A 20,147-nucleotide genomic window follows, 5' to 3' on the forward strand; every position below is an offset into this window, starting at 1 on the left:
ACAATGTACTATTTATCAATAATTATACCTTTCCATAATTCTGAGGATAAATCTAAGAGACTTCTATCAACTCTATCTAGTATAGAAGATAATGGAATAGAACTAATATTAGTTGACGATGGTTCGACTGATAGTACACTGACTGCTTTAGAAGAATTCAAAGAGAGTTGTAAGGTTAATGTTATTGTTATAGCCCAAGAAAACAAAGGCCCTGGTGGAGCAAGAAACGCTGGGCTAAAAGTAGCTAAGGGTCAGTATGTTTGGTTTGTTGATTCAGATGATGACATTAAACCAGAAGCATTAGAAGAAATAAAAAGCTTAAGTCTTGAAAGTTATGATTTGATTGCTTTTAATCACTCTAATAATAACGAAACCCATAATAGTATGCGCCTTAAAGAGGGTGTTTATAGTGATCAAGAATATATGCCCGAGACCCTTCTTTTAAATTTTGGATGGATATGGACAAATATCTTTAAAAGAGACCTTCTAATTAATAATGGTTTATTTTTTCCAGAAAACTGTATATATGAAGATGGTCCAATGACTTTTTTCATATATCCATTTTTTATAAAAACATGCTATAAATCGGATACTGTTGCATACACTCATAATACTGAATTCGACTCTATCACAAGAGGTAATGAATACAGCCCAAGGAACTTTGATAGACTTTTTACTCCAGTAGTATGCTTCAAAGCAGCTCGAAAATTGACTAATAATAAGGAACAATTACAGCTACTAGAAACTAAGTTTATTAATTATACTCTTTTTGGAAACGTTAGTATCTTCAACTCACTTAAGCCTTCCAAAAAATGGCTAATCACACATAAAATAATGCGATACTTTAGAGAAGTATCTACCGAATTAAACCTTACACAAAATCATATATCACTTCTAGAAAGTAAAAGCTTAAAATTCAAAACTTACTTTTTATTTCACTGGTATTTATCATACCTACAATTAAACGACCAAACTGCTTACTTTCTAGAGAACCGAGATCTCTCATGGGGTAAACCTATAAAGCTTTTAGGATTACTGGAGCCTCATCAATGAAAGTAGCTATTATTCCAGCAAGAGGCGGTAGCAAACGTATTCCACGAAAGAATATTAAAGAGTTCTGTGGAAAACCAATGATAAGTTACTCTATTGAAGCAGCTATTGAATCTGGCTGCTTTGACAGAGTTATTGTCTCTACGGATGATACTGAGATTGCAGAAGTAGCGCAGGCGTATAATGCAGAAGTTCCTTTTATTAGACCGGAAGAACTTTCTAATGATCATGCAGGTACCATTCCTGTAATACAGCACGCTGTTAACTGCTTAATTGAGCAGGGTAGAACTCCTGAATTTGTTTGCTGTCTGTATGCTACTGCACCCTTTATAACGCCGGAAGCAATAAAACAGGGTTTACAGCAGTTAGAAGATACGAACGCTGCGTATGCTTTTTCAGCGACCAGCTATGCCTTTCCTATTCAACGGGCCTTTAAAATTAAGTCCTCTCTTGGCGTAGAAATGTTTGAGCCACAACAGTTTAATACTCGCTCACAAGACTTAGAAGAAGCTTATCATGATGCTGGGCAGTTTTACTGGGGTACTAAAGAGGCTTGGCTAATAGAAAAGATTATCTTTGGCTCGGAATCTACACCTGTTATTTTGCCTAGACATCGGGTTCAAGATATTGATACTCCTGAAGACTGGCAACGTGCTGAGCTATTGTTTAAGGCCATGCAACTATGAATGTAGTTTTTCGCTGCGACGCCTCCATTCTAATAGGCACCGGTCACGTCATGCGCTGCTTAACCCTTGCTGATGAGTTAGCTCGTCAGGGTGCTAAATGCTATTTTATATGTCGTGAGCATGAAGGCAATCTTATAGATCTTATTACTAAAAAGGGTTATAAGGTTTATAAGCTTGATGCAATACCTCTAAATAATAGCAACAAGGGTGAAGCGGAGTCTACTCTATTTCATTCAGAATGGTTAGGAACAAGTCAAGCTGAAGACGCTAAGCAAACTATAGATATCGTTAGTGATATAGAGCCTAAATGGCTTATTGTTGATCACTATGCACTAAACGATTATTGGGAACAAAAGTTTAGACCTCATTGTGACAGTATATTAGTAATTGATGATTTAGCAGATAGAAAACATGACTGCGATGTCTTATTAGATCAAACATTTGGTCGTAACAGGCAGGATTACCAGGGCTTAGTTCGAGATCACTGTAAAGTTTTATGTGGTACTACTTATGCACTGTTACGCCCAGAGTTTTCTAAATGGCGTCAATACAGTTTAGAACGTCGAAAAAATAATACTTTAGAGCATATATTAGTTAACTTGGGTGGTGTGGATAAAGATAATCTAACGTCAAAGATGCTAGATACATTAAAACAGACCCCTCTATCTGATTCATGCAAAATCACTGTGGTAATGGGCTCAACCTCTCCCTGGATAGAGGCGGTTAAGAAGAAAGCTGAACAACTGCCTTGGCCTACGGAAGTAAAAACAGGTGTTTCTAATATGGCTGAGCTAATGGCGAACAGTGACTTAGCTATTGGTGCTGCTGGATCTACATCTTGGGAGCGGTGTTGCTTAGGCTTGCCTACTCTCATGTTAGTTTTAGCGGAAAATCAGCTTCTAATTGCTAAAAATTTAGAAGACGCAGGCGCAGTATCTCTGGTGAAGTTAAATAACGGTTCCATAACTGACTTAAGCGTAGGTTTTATTAGCAAGGAAGATAACCTTCTTAAAATGAGTGAGGCAGCCAGCTTAATTTGTGATGGATTAGGTGCGCAAAGACTCTTAAAGTTATTGTCTAATACTGCTAAGGATAAAATTTAATAATGAAAATCAGTTTTTTATGTAGTGATTCAGAGCATCCGGTTAACACATACTTATACAACTGGATTAAAGACAATACTGATAAGCATACTATTGAATTAGTTAGGAAAAAAAGTGAGCTGAGCGGAGGTGATATCTTATTTCTTATTTCTTGCTCAGAAATTATTAATAAAGAAGATCGTTCTTCTTACAACAAAAGCCTAGTCCTTCATGCCAGTGATCTTCCGAAAGGAAGAGGATGGAGTCCACATATATGGCAAATCATTGATGGTTCCGATGAAATAACTCTCACCCTTTTAGAAGCTGCGGATAAGGTTGATAGCGGAAACATATGGAAGAAAATAAAGTTTAAAATACCGAATCATGCATTATGGGATGAAATCAACCATATACTTTTTGATAAAGAGATTGAACTAATAGATTTAGCCGTACAAAACTTTGAATCTATTGCTCCCACTCCGCAAAGCTCTGATATACAACCAACTTATTATCCAAAACGGACTCCGTTAGATAGTAAAATAGATATATCTAAAAGCATTGAAAGCCAATTTGACAAAATAAGAGTATGCGACCCTAGTCGGTTTCCAGCTTATTTAGAAATTCATGGTAAAAAATTTAAATTAACGTTAGAGAAAATAGACAATGAATAATATTAATATTAACGGCCGTATTATCGGTCTAGACACACCTCCATATATAATTGCTGAAATGTCTGCTAATCATAATGGTGACTTCAATGCAGCTAAAGACATTATTGCAGAAGCGAAAAAAGCAGGTGCAGATGCTTTAAAAATACAAACGTATACGCCTGATACAATAACCTTGAATTCTGATTTACCAGACTTTCAGATTCATGGTGGTCTGTGGGATGGGCGTACGCTTTATGAGCTTTATCAAGAAGCACATACACCTTGGGAGTGGCATAAACCCTTATTTGACTATGCTCGTGAGTTAGATATCACTATGTTTAGCTCGCCTTTTGATAATACGGCTGTAGATTTATTGGAAGACTTAAATGCACCAGCTTATAAGATCGCTTCATTTGAAGCGATTGACTTGCCTTTAATACGATATGTGGCGAGTACTGGTAAACCAATGATCATATCAACCGGTATGGCTGATGCTGAAGAGATACAAGAAGCAATTGAAGCAGCTCGTTCTGGAGGCTGTAAAGAGCTTGCTATCCTACACTGTGTTAGTGGTTACCCTGCACCGGCAGAAGATTATAACTTACGCACTATTTTAGATATGAGAGAGCGTTTTGGCTTAGTTACAGGCCTCTCTGACCATACTATTGATAATACGACAGCAATCACTAGTGTGGCACTAGGTGCGTCTATTATAGAAAAGCATTTTACGCTTAATCGTGACGGCGGTGGTCCTGATGATAGCTTTTCTTTAGAACCTAAGGACTTAACCGCTCTATGCCGTGATAGTAAGACTGCGTGGCAAGCTCTTGGTAAAGTAGACTATGGGCGCAAAGCAAGTGAGCAAGGCAACATTAAATTTCGTCGCTCGTTATACTTTGTAAAAGATTTAAAAGCTGGGGATATTATTACTGAAGATGCAGTGCGTAGTGTGCGTCCTGGGTTTGGGTTGGCTCCTAAGTTTTTGGATGAGGTTATAGGGAAGCGATTGACTAAAGAAGTGTATAAAAACACGCCAGTAAAATTAGAATGCTTATAGTTAATTGTTAATACACTAACAATATTAAATAAATCTAAGTTATTTAGAGTAGGAGCTACATGAGGGCCTTAGTAATTATTAGAACACCATTTCAAGCATGGTTAGTAGAAAAAGTTTTAGAAAAAGAGTGTATTAAAATTTTCGATGTTCTATATTTTACTCAAAATAACTCTAAAGAAGATGGTTTTTACTATGAAAAACTTTCTTTGAAAGCTAGAAATTCAGAGTATGTTTTTGTACCTTCTCAACGGTTTAGTATACTGTCGGCTATAATGTTCAAAATCAAATCGAGAGCCTGGTATAAATCATCAAATTATAATCAATTGCTCTTTGCGAGCATTGATGCGTTTTTTATTAATTCTTTAGCAAATGCTTATCCTAATGCACAATTGATAACTTTTGATGATGGGACTGCAAATATAAATCCTAATAGTATCTATCACGTAGAGAGTAATAATCTGAGGATTTTTCTCTATAGATATTTTATGAAAGCTTTGCCGCTTATACAATTAAAGCAAAAAATTAGTAGGCACTACACCTTATATAGGGATCGAGAGAATATAGTAGAATCAAATAGGCTTCGCTATATAGAAGGATGGACTGAAAAATTATCTAGAAATATTAATGAAAGTAAAATATATTTTCTAGGTGCACCCTTTGAAGAGGTTATGAATCTACAAGAAATAGATAGGCTTGAGAAGTATGCCAGAGCTCTAGAAGTAGACGCGTATGTTGCTCACCCAAGGGAGAAAAATCTACTTAATCTGGGTGCTAAACTTCTAGATAAAAGAGGTAGGATTGCTGAAGAAGCGATAATATTAGATGCAAAAGATGCTTCTATAGTATTAGTTGGTCTGTTTAGCACAGTTATGCTCAATATAGGACCTCTTTGTAAAGAGTGTATAGTACTACTTCCTAAAGGCGCTCCTAAAACCCCTGAGCTATTTGAGTTAAGTAAAAAAGCAGGATGCACACCAATTTTAATTTAAGGAAGTCAAAATGTTCAGTGTTGTTATACCTCTATATAATAAAGAAGAATATATTTTAAGAACAGTAGAAAGCGTTCTCTCTCAGAGTTTTGTGGATTTCGAACTAATTATTGTCGATGACGGTTCAGTCGATAGTAGTTTAGAGGTTATTAAAAATATTTCAGACCCTAGAGTTAGAATCATACAGCAGGCTAATCAAGGCGTAGGTCCAGCAAGAAATACAGGAATGGCTGAAGCAAAATATGATTGGATTGCACTCCTTGATGCTGATGATGCATGGTCACCTTTTCATTTAGCTGAATTAGTGAAAATAATCAATGCCTTTCCTTTATCAAAGATGGTATCTAATAAGGTATTACAGTTAAATACAGCTATGAATATAACTGATACTGAAGAAGATACGCTAAGTTTTATTCGCGTAGCAGACTATTTCCTTGAAGCTGCTAAAGATATAAGTGTTATACACAGTTCTTCAGTAGCAATCAAAAAGGAAGTGTTTAGTAGTATTGGTGGCTTTAGTGATGCAAAAATGGGAGAAGACTTAGAGTATTGGGCAAGAGTAGCACTATCTTATCCAGTAGCAATATCTGATAAAATAACCTGTTATTACTTCAGAGGGACAGGAGGTATAATGGAGAGCGAAAGCGTAGCAGCTCGGAAGAGAACAGGTATCAAATCACTGAAAGACTTGTCACCCTCTGTAAATATGTTAGTAGAGAGGGCTACGGAGAATCCTGCAATTCTCAAAAGAAATAACGTAAAGAAATATATTAACAGTCGCCTATTCAACGGTGTAAAAGCATCAGTGTTTAATAAAGATATCAAGAGAGCAAAGAAGCTTTCTAGTTTGTCTTTACCTCAGCTAGATAAGATTTCTATTTTCTTATTTACGTTTAACCTCACTCCAGAACCTATATTAAAAAATACCTTTAAAATATACTCTTATATAAAGAATTAATCGATATATTTTACAAGCGTTAAAGTTTAAAGTTTAGTTGATAAGATAAATGAGTATAAAGTTATGATAAAAAATTTAGAGGTATGTATTTACTCTCCGAGTGAGAATATTTGGGGTGGCGGTCAGATTTATATAGAGAATCTATGTCGCTATATGAATGATAAAGGTCTAGCGACTGTCATTGCAACCTCAGAGCCTGATACCTTTTCTTGCCCCACAATAACGATGGATTCAGTCGCTTCAAAAGCCAAAAGACTATCCAGCTCATTACACCTTGCTAAAACCCTTAAGCGTTCTGGTATCAAAGTTATCGTTCTTAATGACCTGTCTTCATTATGGCTAGCCCCCATGTTTAGATTACAGGGATTTAAGGTAGTGTCTCTTTTGCATTTATATCTGCAGAAAAGGAATGCGGCTGGATTGGGACATAGCGATGCGGAATACCATCTATTAAGGTTTTCAAGCCGTTTTTGCGACAAGGTTTTTAGTGTAAATAAAGAGAACTTACAAGCATTTCCTGTAGAGGTTGAATTTATAGGTAACTTTATCTCTCCTTGGTTTTTTAGTGACAGTAAAGCATCTAAGAAGTATGATTTAGCTATTATTTCTAGACTTTCCAAGGAAAAAAATATTCCGCTTTTTGTTAATTTGATAAATAGGCTTAATTCTCAAGGCATTCAGCCAATCAAATCTCTAATATTAGGGCGTGGTGAAGAAAAAGAAAACATCATCAGTGCTATTGAACAAGCAGGGTTGCAAGATGTTATAGATTTGCAAGACTGGGCGGATAGGAAAGATCTACCAGCTATATACGACAGTATCAAATGCTTTGCTATTACCAGTCATCATGAAGGGTTTGCTACTACTTTACTTGAAGCGCATGCTCGTGGTGTGCCAGCTATAACAACTAAAAGTGCTGGATTCTGTGCGGAGTTTGTAGAGGGCTTTGGTAGAGCTACTGGTATCTCTTTTGAGCCCAAGGAAATAGATTCTTTAGAATTTCAACAACAAGTACTTTCACTAATTGATAATGCAGAAAGCTATCATCAAGCTTGTATTGATAAAGCTAAAATATTCAATGAAGACGAAGTGCTAGGAAAAATACATTCATATATAGAATTAATAATAAATAATAAATAATAAGGTGAATGGTGTGAAAGTATTATTAGTCATAACAGGCCTGGGTATGGGAGGTGCTGAACATGTAGTAGCTAATTTAGCAGATGAACTTGTTAATAGAGATCATGAGGTTAAAGTAGCTTATATGACTGGGCCAAAGTTAGTGCTGCCTAAGAGTAAGAAAATAGAGGTCGTTTCTCTAGAGATGAATAGCTATACAGATACCCTTTCATCATATTTACAGTTGAGAAAGCTCATTAATAGCTTTAATCCAGATGTTGTTCATAGCCATATGTTTCATGCAAATATATTCACAAGACTTCTAAGGATATCCGTTAATATTCCTAAATTAATAAGTACAGCACATAACACTAATGAAGGTGGAAAGACTAGAATGTTGGCTTATCGAATAACGGATAAGTTGACAGATATTTCTACAAATGTAAGTAGTGAAGCAGTATCTGAGTTTATTCGTAAAGGTGCAGTGAAAACAGGTCGCATGGTCAACGTAACAAATGGGATTGATATTAGAAAGTTTTCATTCGATAGAAATGCTAGAGGAAATATAAGAGCCGAGCTATCCGTAAATAATGAGAAAGTATTACTTGCTGTTGGACGATTAGATACACAAAAAGACTATCCAAATCTTATAAATGCTGTACATTTTTTAAGCAAAAACAGAAAAGACTTTAAGCTTTTTATAGCTGGTGATGGCCCCCTAAAAGATGACCTCAAACAGCGCATTGATGAGCTAAACCTGACTGATGTTATTCAGTTTTTAGGGATACGAAGAGATATTCCATCTTTGATGTCTGCTGCAGATGTTTTTGTACTTTCCTCAGCTTGGGAAGGGTTTGGCTTGGTAGTTGCTGAAGCTATGGCCTGTGAGCGTTTAGTTGTGGCTACTGATTGTGGCGGAGTAAAAGAAGTAATAGGTGAAACGAATTTTCTTGTGCCGCCTAAGAATTGTCAGGCATTAGCTAATGCACTAGAACGAGCTTTAGAGTTAAGTGTTAATGAGAGACTAGAATTAGGTATAAAGGCAAGGCAGAGGGTTATACAGCATTATTCATTAGGTGGCGCTATTAAGAAGTGGTTGTACCTCTATTCTGCTTCGACACGTGATTTAGAAGAACTGATGCTTAATAGTTAATTTCTTTTTTATATTTAGCTGGTTTATTATGATAATAATATTTATAAATAAAACTTATAAAATATCTCTTTAAGCTGATAATAATCTTGGTTTTTAAATAATATAGTAAATAATATAGATTAAGGGGCTGTAGTAGATAAGCACTATGCTAGACTACTTTTATGAAGATAACCCGTTGTAAACTCAGTAAAAAAGTACAGCGAAGGCTGTTAGAGTTTTTTACGGCTGAAGTGACTGCTAGAACAGCCGCAGATTTGCTTGATATTCAGCCTAATACTGCTGCACTTTTTTATCATAAAATAAGACTTGTGATAGATCATCATCTCTCATTACAAGCTGATGAGCTTTTTGATGGCGAAGTCGAATTAGATGAAAGTTACTTTGGCGGCGTACGCAAAGGCAAAAGAGGTCGCGGGGCTGCTGGTAAAACCGCTGTATTTGGGATTCTAAAACGAAACGGTAAGGTGTATACCATTGTCGTAGCAGACACCAAACAGACTACTCTAATGCCTGTTATTAAGCGTAAAATCAAGCCTGACAGCTTTGTTTATACGGATAGCTATCGAAGTTACAATGCACTGGATGTGAGCGAGTTTAAACATTTCAGAGTCAATCACTCTATAGAGTTCACTTGCGGTAAAAACAATCACATCAACGGCATTGAGAACTTTTGGAATCAGTCTAAACGAACGCTCAGAAAATATAATGGGATCGATAAGAAGAACTTCCATTTATTTTTAAAAGAGTGTGAGTTTAGGTTTAACTATGGCTCACCATCTAATAAGCTGAAAACGCTGAAAAAATGGTGTGATATTTAATCCTTATCTACTACAGCCCCTAGATTAAAGTTGTGCTTATGAATCTTGTTACAAACCCATGGCAAATAATTACAGCCTTTATAGTTTTCGTCTTCGGTGCAATTATCGCTATAAGCTTGCGTAGATCATTTAACTGTTCTACTAAACGTGCGCTTGCGCTTTATTTATGGCATGCTCTTTTATCTATTGTTTATGTTTTTTATGTAATCAATAATGGCGGAGACGCTATTATGTATTTTAAGAGTAGTTTTTTACCAGAACTAGTATTTTCTTTTGGAACGAAAGGCGTCATATTATTTACCTCTTTGTTTACCCAAGGTTTTGGTCTCTCACTATTAGGTACGTTTCTTGTTTTTCAAATTTTTGGGTTTATTGGTCTGTTAGCTTTCGATGCCGCTCTAAGAGAAGTAACACAATATAAATCTCGTCAAATACGCCGTATAGCCACCTTAATCGTATTCTTACCCTCAGTTAGTTTTTGGTCGTCTGCAATAGGTAAAGACTCCTTATCTTTTATGGCAATGGGTTTAGCGCTATGGGCAGCAATGAAGCTCAATCGCCGAGTAGTGTTGATGGTGATTGCTGTATTAGTTATGCTGTTTGTGCGACCACATATTGCTGGCATGATGGTGATCGGGTTAGCCGGTTCTATGGTATTTCAGCGCAGGACACCTATTGTCCAACGCATAGTTTTTGGTGCAGTGGCTATTGTAGCAACCGCTGTTTTGGTGCCTTTAGGGCTTAATTATGCTGGAGTAGGTGAGGATGCAAATTCTAGTGATGTAATGAGTTATATTGAAGGACGTGAAGGACAGAACTTACAAGGCGGTTCTAGTGTTGACATTGCCAACATGAGCTTTCCTATGAAACTGTTTACCTACTTATTCCGCCCTATGCCATTTGAGGCGAATAGTATATTTTCGCTACTGGCATCAATAGATAATATAATATTGCTATTTTTGTTCATTGCAGGTACTCGTGCTGCTATAAAAAAGAAATTGCCTAGTCAGTTCGCTGAGCATAATAGAATGTTCTTGTGGATATACTGCTTTTTAGCTTGGATTATCTTGGCAATGACTACTGCAAACTTAGGTATAGCTATGCGACAGAAGTGGATGTTTGCCCCTATGCTTATATTTCTACTAATATCTCTCATTGGAAAAGAAAGAAAAACAGCAGTTATTACAAATTAAGATTATTCTGAGATTGACTTTTCTCATAAAGAACTAAGGCTAAAGTAACTAATGAAATTCCTAATTATAGCCAGCTATCCCGCTTCAATTCTAAAGTTTCGTGGTGCTTTAATTCAAGCGCTACAAGATAAGAGCTTTGAGGTTCACATTGCTGCTCCTGAATTTGAGACTTTTCCAGAAGAGTATGAGAATCTCACTGCTTTAGGCTATGTGGTTCACCCTATACCTATGCAGCGTACAGGGACCAACCCGTTAAACGACGCTAAAACTTTGTCTGCTTTATACTTATTGATGAAGAAAATTAAGCCCAGCCATGTAATGGGTTATACCATTAAACCAGTCATCTATGGATCGCTAGCAGCTAAACTCGCTCGTGTGCCGCATCGTTTTGCTCTGATTACAGGTCTTGGTTACGCCTTTCAAGGAGCAGATGAACAAGACTATAAAAAGTCTAATCTACAAAAAATAATGCATAAGCTGTATTCAGTAGCATTAGCATCAACTCATAAAGTATTTTTTCAAAATCCTGATGATGAAGCATTATTTAAATCTATGGGTATCTTAACGCCCAATGCCTCAACTACCGTTGTTAATGGCTCAGGTGTTGATATATCAGAATATAGTGTCCAGCCATTTGCCACTATAGATGATATATTGATCCCTAGGTTTCTATTGATAGCTCGCTTGCTGGGCGATAAAGGAGTACGCGAATATGCACAGGCAGCTCGTATTGTAAAAGAGAAATATCCGCAAGCTCAATTTGACTTAGTAGGCTGGATCGACGATAACCCTGATGCTATCGAGCAAAAAGAGTTAGATAATTGGATTAATGAAGGGTTATTTAACTTTTGGGGTAAGCTTGATGATGTGAAGCCAGCCATTGCAGCGAGTTCTATTTATGTATTGCCTTCTTATCGAGAAGGCACACCGCGCACGGTACTAGAAGCGATGGCAATGGGTCGCCCAATCATTACGACGGACGCACCAGGTTGTCGTGAAACAGTGATTGATGGTTATAATGGTTATCTCGTTCCTGTTAAAGCGGTAGAAGAATTAGCGGCTGCGATGGAATATTTTATTGTTAATCCAGCGCTTATTATTGAAATGGGTAAGGCATCACGCCAATTGGTAGAAGAAAAGTTTGATGTGGATGCTGTCAATCAATCAATGCTAGAAGCGATGGGTTTATAATTTATATAGTAGAGTCACAGGAAGAAGAATGATAAAACGCCTTTTTGATATCACCACCGCTACCACCGCTTTAGTTGCTTTATCTCCGGTATATGTGATCACTGCTTACAAAGTCAAAAAGAACTTAGGCTCACCAGTGCTATTTCGTCAGACACGTCCGGGTCTAGACGGTAAGCCATTTGAGATGATTAAATTTCGTACCATGAAAGATGCCATAGATAGTGATGGCAATCCTTTGCCTGATAGTGAGCGTTTAACTGACTTTGGTAAAGCACTACGTAATAGTAGTTTGGATGAACTGCCTGAGCTGTGGAATGTCTTCAAAGGTGATATGAGTTTAGTGGGACCACGCCCATTATTAATGGAATACCTGCCGCTATATAGTAAAGAACAAGCGCGTCGCCATAATGTTCGCCCTGGTATTACGGGTTATGCGCAAGTGAATGGGCGTAATGCCATCGGTTGGGATAAGAAGTTTGAGCTTGATACGTGGTATGTAGATAACCAATCATTGTGGTTAGATATCAAGATATTGTTTAAGACGGTAAAAAAAGTAGTTATCAAAGATGGTATTAGCGCTGACGGCGAAGCGACCATGAGTAAGTTTACTGGTTCTCAAAACCAATCAGCTTTAGAAAATAGCTATGAGTAAAATATTTGCCGTCTATGGTGCCTCAGGCTGTGGTCGTAGCTTAATGCCGGTAGCCGTTGATCAATTACGGAGCTTAAATGCTCAAGCAGATAGCCAAATCGTATTTATTGATGACGCATTAGATAAAGATGCGAATGTTAACGGCTATACAGCGATGAATTATGCAAAATTTAAGAGTATAAATAGTGATGATAAATTTGTCTTGATTGCCATTGCTAATAGCAGCATTCGTCAAAAAATTGCAGATAAATTGGTTCAAGATGGTATCTCATTGTGGACAGTAAAGGGAACCACCACTTTAATTATGGATGCAGTCAGTATCGCTGCCGGTGCAGCGCTCAGCCCTTTTGTGACGATTGGTGCAAATGTGCGTATTGGCAAATGCTTTCATGCCAATTTATACAGTTATGTCGAGCATGACTGCGTCATTGGCGACTATGTGACCTTTGCCCCGCGTGTCAGCTGTAACGGCAACATTCATATCCATGACCATGCCTATATCGGTGCAGGTGCCGTGATTAAACAGGGTACTCCTGACAAGCCCTTAGTCATCGGTGCGGGCGCAGTCATAGGTATGGGCGCTGTCGTCACCAAGAGCGTGCCTGCAGGTGCTATTATGATAGGCAACCCCGCCAGACCGTTGGCGCGCTAATACCCGCTCAATTTTTTCTTAATATATTGCCCTAATTGTTCCAACGTCTTATTTATTGAGGATATTATGCTAAATTCATTTTTTTCACCGTGGCCGAGCTTTACTCAAGAAGAGGCGGACAAGGTCAGTGCTGTTTTGTTGTCTAATAAAGTTAACTACTGGACCGGACAAGAAGGGCGCGAGTTTGAAAAAGAATTTGCAGCATGGGCAGACAGCAAATATGCAGTAGCCGTTGCTAATGGCACACTGGCATTGGATGTGGCATTAAAAGCGCTGGATATCGGCGCAGGTGATGAAGTGATTGTCACGCCGCGCACCTTTATTGCCAGTATCTCTTGTGTGGTCAATGCAGGTGCGACGCCTGTATTTGCGGATGTGGATGCCGAGACTGGCAACATCTCGCCTGAGACCATCAAAGCGGTATTGACGGATAAGACCAAAGCGGTCATTTGTGTACATTTGGCTGGCTGGCCGTGCGATATGGATGGTATCATGGCATTGGCGGATGCGCATGATTTATATGTCATCGAAGACTGCGCGCAGGCACATGGTGCGCGCTACAAAGGTCGTAGCGTTGGTAGTATTGGCCATATCGGTGCGTGGAGCTTTTGCCAAGATAAAGTAATGACCACAGGCGGTGAAGGCGGTATGGTCACCACCAATGATGAGCAATTATGGCGCAAGATGTGGGCGTATAAAGACCATGGTAAAAGCTATGCCGCGGTCTATGAAACCGAGCATCCACCAGGCTATCGCTGGCTGCATGAGAGCTTTGGTACCAATTGGCGTATGACTGAGATGCAAGCGGTGATCGGGCGTATCCAGCTGGCGCGAATGAGCGATTGGACACAAAAGCGCACGCAAAACGCGCAGGCAATTTTGGATGCGTGCACACGCTGGGCAGAAAAAGGCTATTTGTCTGTACCCCGCTTAGAAGAGCGCACCGACTTTGCTGATGCCAAGCACGCCTACTATAAGCTGTATGTCTATGTAAAGCCTGAAAACCTACCCAAAGGCTGGACACGAGACGGTATTATTGCAGCCATTAATGAGCAAGGCGTGCCGTGCTTTTCAGGCTCAGCATCTGAAGTGTATTTAGAAAAAGCTTTTGATGATACAGGTCTGCGGCCAACATTGCCATTACCGATAGCCAAGCAATTGGGTGAGACGAGTCTTATGTTCTTGGTACATCCAACTTTAACTGAGTCAGAGATTGAACAAACTGTGCAAGCTATCGAACAAGTATTTACCAAAATGGCTGATGCTGTGTAAGTATAATCTGTATTATTAAGCTATTATTTATCAAACCTTGTTATAAAAGCAGACCCTTATGAATAAAAAGTTAATGACGGCATTAACTGCCAGTATCGTAACAATGTCTTCTATGCTAGCCACAACCGCTACTGCGCAAAACCTCTATATGAATGACTTGCGCTTAAAGGCTGATATCGACTGGCTCAACACTCAAGGCGTCACTCAGATCAGTACGAGCACTTGGCCGTTGACGGCTAATGAGATTGAGCGCGGACTATTGGGCGCCCAGTTAACTACGCCTGTGCAGCAGCAAGTCGTGCAGTCTATCCAAACCCGTCTTAATAAAGATCGTGAGTCCTTAGTTAAAGCGACTGGCGAGCTCTCTATACAGACCGATCGTCAACAGCTGCCACAAAGCTTCGGCGATAATAAACTCGCTGGGCAGCAACTTAGCGGTTCAGTCGGACTTAGCGAAGCCAATTGGGAGTTTAATCTGCAGGCTAATGTCAAGAATGATGAGCTCATAGATGATGATTCTGACGTCAGCTTTGAAGGCTCTTATCTAGCGGGTATGGCTGCTAACCAATGGCTAGTCGCTGGTAAGATTCCGACTTGGTGGGGTCCTGGGCATGATGGTAGCCTGATTCGCGGTGATGCTAGTATCCCGGTGACCGGCTTTACTATGCAGCGTGATACGCAAACTGCGCCTGATTATAAGTATTTAAACTGGGTCGGACCTTGGCAGTATCAGCTATTTGCTGGGCAATTGGATGATTATGATGCGGTTCCTGACGCTAAGCTATTTGGCGCGCGTCTAACCGCTAGTCCATTGCCTTGGTTAGAAGTCGGCGCTTCTCGTACCTTTATGTGGGGCGGCGAGGGTCGACCTGAAAGTTTAAGCTCCTTTGGTGATGCCATATTAGGTACCAAAGACAATGGTGGTCGTGATGGTGGCGATCCAGCCAATCAATTGGGCGGCTTTGATGCCAAACTCAAGCTTGCCTCACTGATTGATGTTCCGGCTAGCGTCTACGGCCAGTATATTGGTGAAGACGAAGCTGGCGGCTTACCGGCTAAAAACATGTATCTAGCTGGCGCTGACTATGCTTCATCTGCCTACGGCAAGCCCTATCAGCTGTATGCTGAATATACCGATACGCGTACAAGTGGTGAGGTCAGAGGGATCTCCTATGACCATATTAACTATACCGATGGTTATTATCAGCAAGGTTTTCCATTAGGCTATGCACTAGGCGGTGATGCGGAAAGTATTGCGCTTGGTGGTCGCTTATGGCTTGATGAGCGTAACTTTATCAATGCCAAACTACAACACGCTAAAGTCAATCAGTCAGGAGAGTTAGACTCTCGCACTGGGGAGGCGGATAACCAAGCCTATCCAACAACGGATAAGCTCACCGCTGTCGATGTTGCATGGGAGCATCAGCTACAGCCGCTGACCAAAGTTAGCACAAGATTATGGGCAGTAGATTCAGATGTAGAGTCAACCGATGTCGGTGTTGGTATCGGTATTGAGCTTGCGACTTACTAAAACTAAGTTATTGTAATTTAAAGAGCTTACTAGTTGATTAGTAAGCTCTTTTTTATTGCGAATCAAGTAGACGTAACAGTTGAGGACAAATCCGGCATCGGTGGCAGCTCGTCCAAAGCTGTCAATCCAAAAGCGTCCAGAAATTGTGGGGTAGTATGCAGTAGCGCTGGACGTCCTAAAGTGTCTTTATAGCCCTCTTCCATAATCCAACCTTTATCAAACAGCTGTCTTAATAGGCTACTAGATAACGTCACGCCGCGCACATACTCAATATCGCTACGAGTGACCGGCTGCTTGTAGGCAATGACGCTTAGCGTCTCAAGTAGCGCCTGGCTAAGACGCTGTTGCCGCTGTGGAAACACACGCTGAATGAGCGCGCTATAGTCGTCAGCGATTTGCAAACGGTAGCCGCTAGCGGTTTGATGAAGTCTTAACACACTAGAAGCTAAGCGCTGTTGTAATTCCGCTAGGGCTTGCTCTAATTCCTTGGCAGACACAGACAGATGCTTGCGTAGAGCTTTATCAGTCAGCGGTGCATCTGAGGCGTGCAGTAGCACCTCTATTTGTAGGCTATGCTCTTTAGTATTAGAGATATCGTTATTATTTATCATGTCTGTTCTATTTATCGGTAAATTAAACGCCAACGGCGAACACTACAGCAACCATTGCAAAGTTAACGAGTTTATCTGGCTAGCCTCTTTATCAGCTTCTACATCGCTACTAACTACGCCTACTAACTGTCTTTTCATGAGCTCTAGCACCGCTACGAAGCTCACTACTGCGCCGACTCTGCCTTGCGACTTGTCTAATAGCTGATAAAAGGAGCGAGCACTACCAGTACTTAACTGCCGACTAATGCTAGCGATTCGATCAGATAGGGGCACCGCGTCGACTTTGATGTTATGCATTTGATAATCAGGCTGCAGTTGCATCTTAAATAAGCTATCGATCAGTAGAGTAGGTGAGTAGCAAGGTAGCTCAGCTTGCATGACATCCGTACTTGGCAAACTGACCATAGCTAAGAACACATCGCGCTCAAGACGAACTAAGCTATCTAAACGCAGGCTTGCTTCTTTGATTTGCGCGTAAGATTCTAAGCGTTCAATCAGCTCCGCTTTTGGGTCACGTTCATCAGTTGGGGTTTGCGGTTTTGGTAGCAGCAGCTCTGTCTTGATGGCAATCAAAGTTGAGGCCATCAGTAGATAATCACCAGCGAGCTCAAAATGATCACTATCAAGCTCGCCAATATAAGCCAAATACTGCTCAGTGATCGGCAAAATATCCATCTGGGTTAGATCGACGTTGTTTTTTTTGACGAGATACAACAAAAAGTCTAACGGCCCTGCGAACTGCTCAAGCCAAATAGCAAAAGCGCCCGGCGGTACATATAAGTCCTCGGGCAGGTTTGCTACTGGCGTTTGATAAATGCGCAGAGCGGCATCAATCGTATCAGTTGACGCCTGGTCGGCTAAATCAGAGGCAGCATCAGGCGCTAGGCTAATCGTTGAAGGCATCTTAATCTGACTAGCTGACTGGTTATTTGAGTTTAGCTAGTGGGCGAATACCGATGGCGCGGCGCGTTTTATCAAGCTGTTTACGGCTATGACGGCGAGCTTTGTCTGCGCCCATTTGCAAGATTTCTTCTAACTCTTTTGGATTGGCCATCAGCTCTTCGTAACGCGCGCGGAACGGGGCAATCTCATTATTAATCTTATCAAAGAGCGCTTGTTTGGCATCGCCCCAGCCAATACCTGTCGCAAATTGCGCGCGCATATCAGCGATCTCAGCAGGAGTAGCAAAGGCTTTGTATATCTCAAAGATAGCCGAATCGTCCGCGTCTTTTGGCTCATCAGGCAGCTGTGAGTTAGTCACAATCTTCATAATGGCTTTATGCATTTGCTTCTCTGAGCTCACTTGCGGATTGGTTTCACCAAACAGCGGAATAGTATTACTGTAGCTCTTGCTCATTTTACGGCCGTCAAGGCCCGTCAGTAGTGGAGTGTCATCATCGACTACTGCGCTTGGTAAGGTAAATAGTGGCTTATATCTATGATTGAAAGTACCAGCGATATCGCGTGCCATCTCAATATGTTGGATCTGGTCACGGCCTACAGGAACGTGAGTGGCATTGAACATCAAGATGTCAGCCGCCATCAGCACCGGATAGCCAAATAGACCCATAGTAATGCCAAAATCTGCATCGACGTCTGGTTTCTCAGCATTAATATCGACTGCAGCTTTATAAGCATGTGCGCGGTTCATCAGACCTTTAGCGCAAGAGCAGTTTAAGATCCAAGCCAGCTCGGTAATCTCTGGCACATCGGATTGACGATAAAAGGTTACGCGCTCAGGATCAAGACCGCAAGCGATCCAAGTGGCGGCGATGGTTTTAGTTGACTCATGAATGATAGCAGGATCATAACAGCCAATAATACCGTGATAATCGGCTAAGAAAAAAAACGCTTCATCGTCACTATTCTGAATGGACTCAATCGCAGGACGAATGGCACCAACATAGTTACCTAAGTGAGGAATACCGGTGGGTTTTATACCGGTAAGGATGCGTTTGCTTTGATTGGAAGCGTCCGAATTAGAGTTATCGCTCATAAAATATCCATTACAGTGTTTTTAAATTATGGTGTATAGGCGTTTAGGTGCTAAATCATAACCGCAGAGTATAACAAATTTATCGGCGATTTTTATGCTCGAATAACTGAAGAGCAGTTTATTTAGCCTATTACTTATAAATATCGCGGCGGCCGTTAGGACCATGCTTATAGCGCCGATGAAACCACATCCACTGAGTGGGGTCAATACGAATGAGGCTCTCTAGTATTTCATTGACTCGCGTGGCATCAGCGACTTCATCTTTACTCGGATAGTTCTCAAGCTTTGGTGTGATTGTTAGATGATAATGTGGGCGCTTACCACGCGGCAGATTATCTGGGGTCTGCCGATAAGTATGCAGCGCCATTACTGCTGGTGGATGGGTTTTACTACCTAGCTTAGCCAAACGCCGTGCCATCGTAATGGTCGCCGCAGGTACACCAAAAAAGGGCGCCATAACTCCTTGCTTGAGGCCATAGTCTTGATCGGGTGAGTACCAAATGACATGGCCTTTATTAATAGAATCGACTAAGCTGCGCATATCACGACTAGAGATCTGCTTGCCAAAGATATTGGTGCGACCATTGTAGATAAACCAATCAAGCAGCGCGTTATTTTGCGCGCGGTACATACAATCGGCGGCAAAAAACTGCGTGCAAAGTAGACCGCCCAAATCGAGCATCGTATAGTGCGCGCCCAGTAAAATTACCGCACGCCCTTCATTTTGGGCGTTGACTAAGTGCTGCAAACCCGATACCGATACCGTACGGGTAAATACATTAGGACGGAACCAAGCACATAAGGTTTCAAACACTCCGACGCCTTGATTGACAAAGACTTGCTTTGCCATTAGCTCGCGCTCCGCTTCCGGCTTCTCTGGAAAAGCCAGACTTAAGTTAATCAGCGTGTCACGACGCCGCGAACCTGCTAGCTTGTAAATCAAAACACCGAGCTTACGACCGAGCCAAAACTGATAACGTAGCGGCAAATAAATCAGCGGCAATACTAGCGCTAAAACTAGCCAAATACCCCAGTACTTCGGCAATAAAAACTGCCATTCAAAAGGCCTTTTCTCGGCTTGGGCAGTTTTCTTTTGCGTCTCAGTAATCATAGGCGTACCTGCCGGCAGAGCAGGTGATTTTGCTTGCTTATTAGAGACGCTATTTGGTGCGGTAGAATTTTGGTTATCGGCTTTGCTAGGATCGTATTGTTCGGGCGCTTTCATAAGAAGGTACTATAATAAAAGGTGCTACTATGATGGGGTAGATAAGCTTGCTTTACAAGATGAGTTTTGCTTGTAGCAAGTATGAGTCTGTGTTTGAGCCCAATAATTTATTTACATCGTTGATTACAATATATAAATCGTCAGGCATAAAAAAACCTTATAAGCAGCGAGCCACTTATAAGGTTTTGCAAAACTAAGCTTAAATTAGCAGCTACTCTTACCAATATCTGACGAGAAATAGAGTAGCAAGCCAATAAGCCAT

The 20,147-nt window shown here is 40.5% G+C and carries 20 protein-coding genes; 16 read left to right on the forward strand and 4 right to left on the reverse strand.

Annotated features, from left to right (window positions below; all coding sequences use genetic code 11):
* Positions 1-3 precede the first annotated feature (3 nt).
* The 16 genes from AAEY83_RS00360 to AAEY83_RS00435 all read left to right on the forward strand — a co-directional run bounded on the left by AAEY83_RS00360 (position 4) and on the right by AAEY83_RS00435 (position 16,053).
* Positions 4-1,053 carry a glycosyltransferase family 2 protein gene (locus AAEY83_RS00360; RefSeq protein WP_025647164.1) on the forward strand — a complete coding sequence of 350 codons (1,050 nt, stop codon included), beginning with the start codon at positions 4-6 and terminating at the stop codon, positions 1,051-1,053.
* Positions 1,050-1,736: a pseudaminic acid cytidylyltransferase gene (gene pseF, locus AAEY83_RS00365; RefSeq protein ID WP_025647163.1), complete on the forward strand. Its 687-nt coding sequence runs from the start codon at positions 1,050-1,052 to the stop codon at positions 1,734-1,736. The genes AAEY83_RS00360 and pseF overlap by 4 nt, the downstream gene beginning before the upstream one ends.
* Before the next feature lie 50 nt (positions 1,737-1,786).
* Complete coding sequence (pseG, locus tag AAEY83_RS00370; RefSeq protein WP_351058220.1) at positions 1,787-2,839, forward strand: UDP-2,4-diacetamido-2,4,6-trideoxy-beta-L-altropyranose hydrolase; 1,053 nt, start codon at positions 1,787-1,789, stop codon at positions 2,837-2,839.
* A 2-nt stretch (positions 2,840-2,841) separates the two neighbouring features.
* Complete coding sequence (locus AAEY83_RS00375; protein ID WP_025647161.1) at positions 2,842-3,489, forward strand: formyltransferase family protein; 648 nt, start codon at positions 2,842-2,844, stop codon at positions 3,487-3,489.
* Complete coding sequence (gene pseI / locus AAEY83_RS00380; protein ID WP_025647160.1) at positions 3,482-4,525, forward strand: pseudaminic acid synthase; 1,044 nt, start codon at positions 3,482-3,484, stop codon at positions 4,523-4,525. The genes AAEY83_RS00375 and pseI overlap by 8 nt, the downstream gene beginning before the upstream one ends.
* Before the next feature lie 59 nt (positions 4,526-4,584).
* A complete protein-coding gene (locus AAEY83_RS00385; RefSeq protein ID WP_025647159.1) occupies positions 4,585-5,514 on the forward strand; it encodes a glycosyltransferase family 52 in 930 nt (309 codons plus the stop codon).
* Between the two features lie 10 nt (positions 5,515-5,524).
* Positions 5,525-6,472: a glycosyltransferase family 2 protein gene (locus tag AAEY83_RS00390; protein WP_025647158.1), complete on the forward strand. Its 948-nt coding sequence runs from the start codon at positions 5,525-5,527 to the stop codon at positions 6,470-6,472.
* A 63-nt stretch (positions 6,473-6,535) separates the two neighbouring features.
* Positions 6,536-7,612: a glycosyltransferase family 4 protein gene (locus tag AAEY83_RS00395; RefSeq protein ID WP_025647157.1), complete on the forward strand. Its 1,077-nt coding sequence runs from the start codon at positions 6,536-6,538 to the stop codon at positions 7,610-7,612.
* A 13-nt stretch (positions 7,613-7,625) separates the two neighbouring features.
* A complete protein-coding gene (locus tag AAEY83_RS00400) occupies positions 7,626-8,744 on the forward strand; it encodes a glycosyltransferase (RefSeq protein WP_025647156.1) in 1,119 nt (372 codons plus the stop codon).
* A 161-nt stretch (positions 8,745-8,905) separates the two neighbouring features.
* Entirely contained in the window at positions 8,906-9,562 is a 657-nt protein-coding gene (locus AAEY83_RS00405) for an IS1595 family transposase (protein WP_025647155.1), read from the forward strand.
* A 38-nt stretch (positions 9,563-9,600) separates the two neighbouring features.
* Positions 9,601-10,755: a hypothetical protein gene (locus AAEY83_RS00410; RefSeq protein WP_025647154.1), complete on the forward strand. Its 1,155-nt coding sequence runs from the start codon at positions 9,601-9,603 to the stop codon at positions 10,753-10,755.
* Between the two features lie 51 nt (positions 10,756-10,806).
* Positions 10,807-11,946: a glycosyltransferase family 4 protein gene (locus AAEY83_RS00415; RefSeq protein ID WP_025647153.1), complete on the forward strand. Its 1,140-nt coding sequence runs from the start codon at positions 10,807-10,809 to the stop codon at positions 11,944-11,946.
* 28 nt (positions 11,947-11,974) lie between these two features.
* The gene (locus AAEY83_RS00420) at positions 11,975-12,598 is read left to right on the forward strand and encodes a sugar transferase (RefSeq protein WP_025647152.1); all 624 of its coding nucleotides are present in this window, start codon (positions 11,975-11,977) and stop codon (positions 12,596-12,598) included.
* Positions 12,591-13,250, forward strand: a complete 660-nt coding sequence (locus AAEY83_RS00425; protein ID WP_025647151.1) for a NeuD/PglB/VioB family sugar acetyltransferase — start codon at positions 12,591-12,593, stop codon at positions 13,248-13,250. Before AAEY83_RS00420 ends, AAEY83_RS00425 begins: the two co-directional genes overlap by 8 nt.
* Positions 13,251-13,316: 66 nt before the next feature.
* Entirely contained in the window at positions 13,317-14,522 is a 1,206-nt protein-coding gene (locus tag AAEY83_RS00430) for a DegT/DnrJ/EryC1/StrS family aminotransferase (RefSeq protein ID WP_025647150.1), read from the forward strand.
* A gap of 58 nt (positions 14,523-14,580) precedes the next feature.
* On the forward strand, positions 14,581-16,053 hold the full coding sequence (locus AAEY83_RS00435; protein ID WP_025647149.1) for a capsule assembly Wzi family protein: 1,473 nt from the start codon (positions 14,581-14,583) through the stop codon (positions 16,051-16,053).
* Positions 16,054-16,115: 62 nt separating this feature from the next.
* On the opposite strand, the gene scpB is transcribed toward AAEY83_RS00435, so the two are convergent.
* From scpB to AAEY83_RS00455, 4 genes are all read right to left on the reverse strand, one after another.
* Entirely contained in the window at positions 16,116-16,664 is a 549-nt protein-coding gene (gene scpB, locus AAEY83_RS00440) for an SMC-Scp complex subunit ScpB (protein ID WP_025647148.1), read from the reverse strand.
* 42 nt (positions 16,665-16,706) lie between these two features.
* A complete protein-coding gene (locus tag AAEY83_RS00445; protein WP_051397486.1) occupies positions 16,707-17,567 on the reverse strand; it encodes a segregation and condensation protein A in 861 nt (286 codons plus the stop codon).
* A gap of 22 nt (positions 17,568-17,589) precedes the next feature.
* Positions 17,590-18,660 carry a tryptophan--tRNA ligase gene (gene trpS, locus AAEY83_RS00450; RefSeq protein WP_025647146.1) on the reverse strand — a complete coding sequence of 357 codons (1,071 nt, stop codon included), beginning with the start codon at positions 18,658-18,660 and terminating at the stop codon, positions 17,590-17,592.
* Positions 18,661-18,790: 130 nt separating this feature from the next.
* The gene (locus AAEY83_RS00455; protein ID WP_025647145.1) at positions 18,791-19,885 is read right to left on the reverse strand and encodes an LpxL/LpxP family acyltransferase; all 1,095 of its coding nucleotides are present in this window, start codon (positions 19,883-19,885) and stop codon (positions 18,791-18,793) included.
* Positions 19,886-20,147: the final 262 nt, after the last annotated feature.

Origin of the sequence: Psychrobacter sp. TB20-MNA-CIBAN-0197, from assembly GCF_040309765.1 — a bacterium.
GTDB lineage: Bacteria > Pseudomonadota > Gammaproteobacteria > Pseudomonadales > Moraxellaceae > Psychrobacter > Psychrobacter submarinus.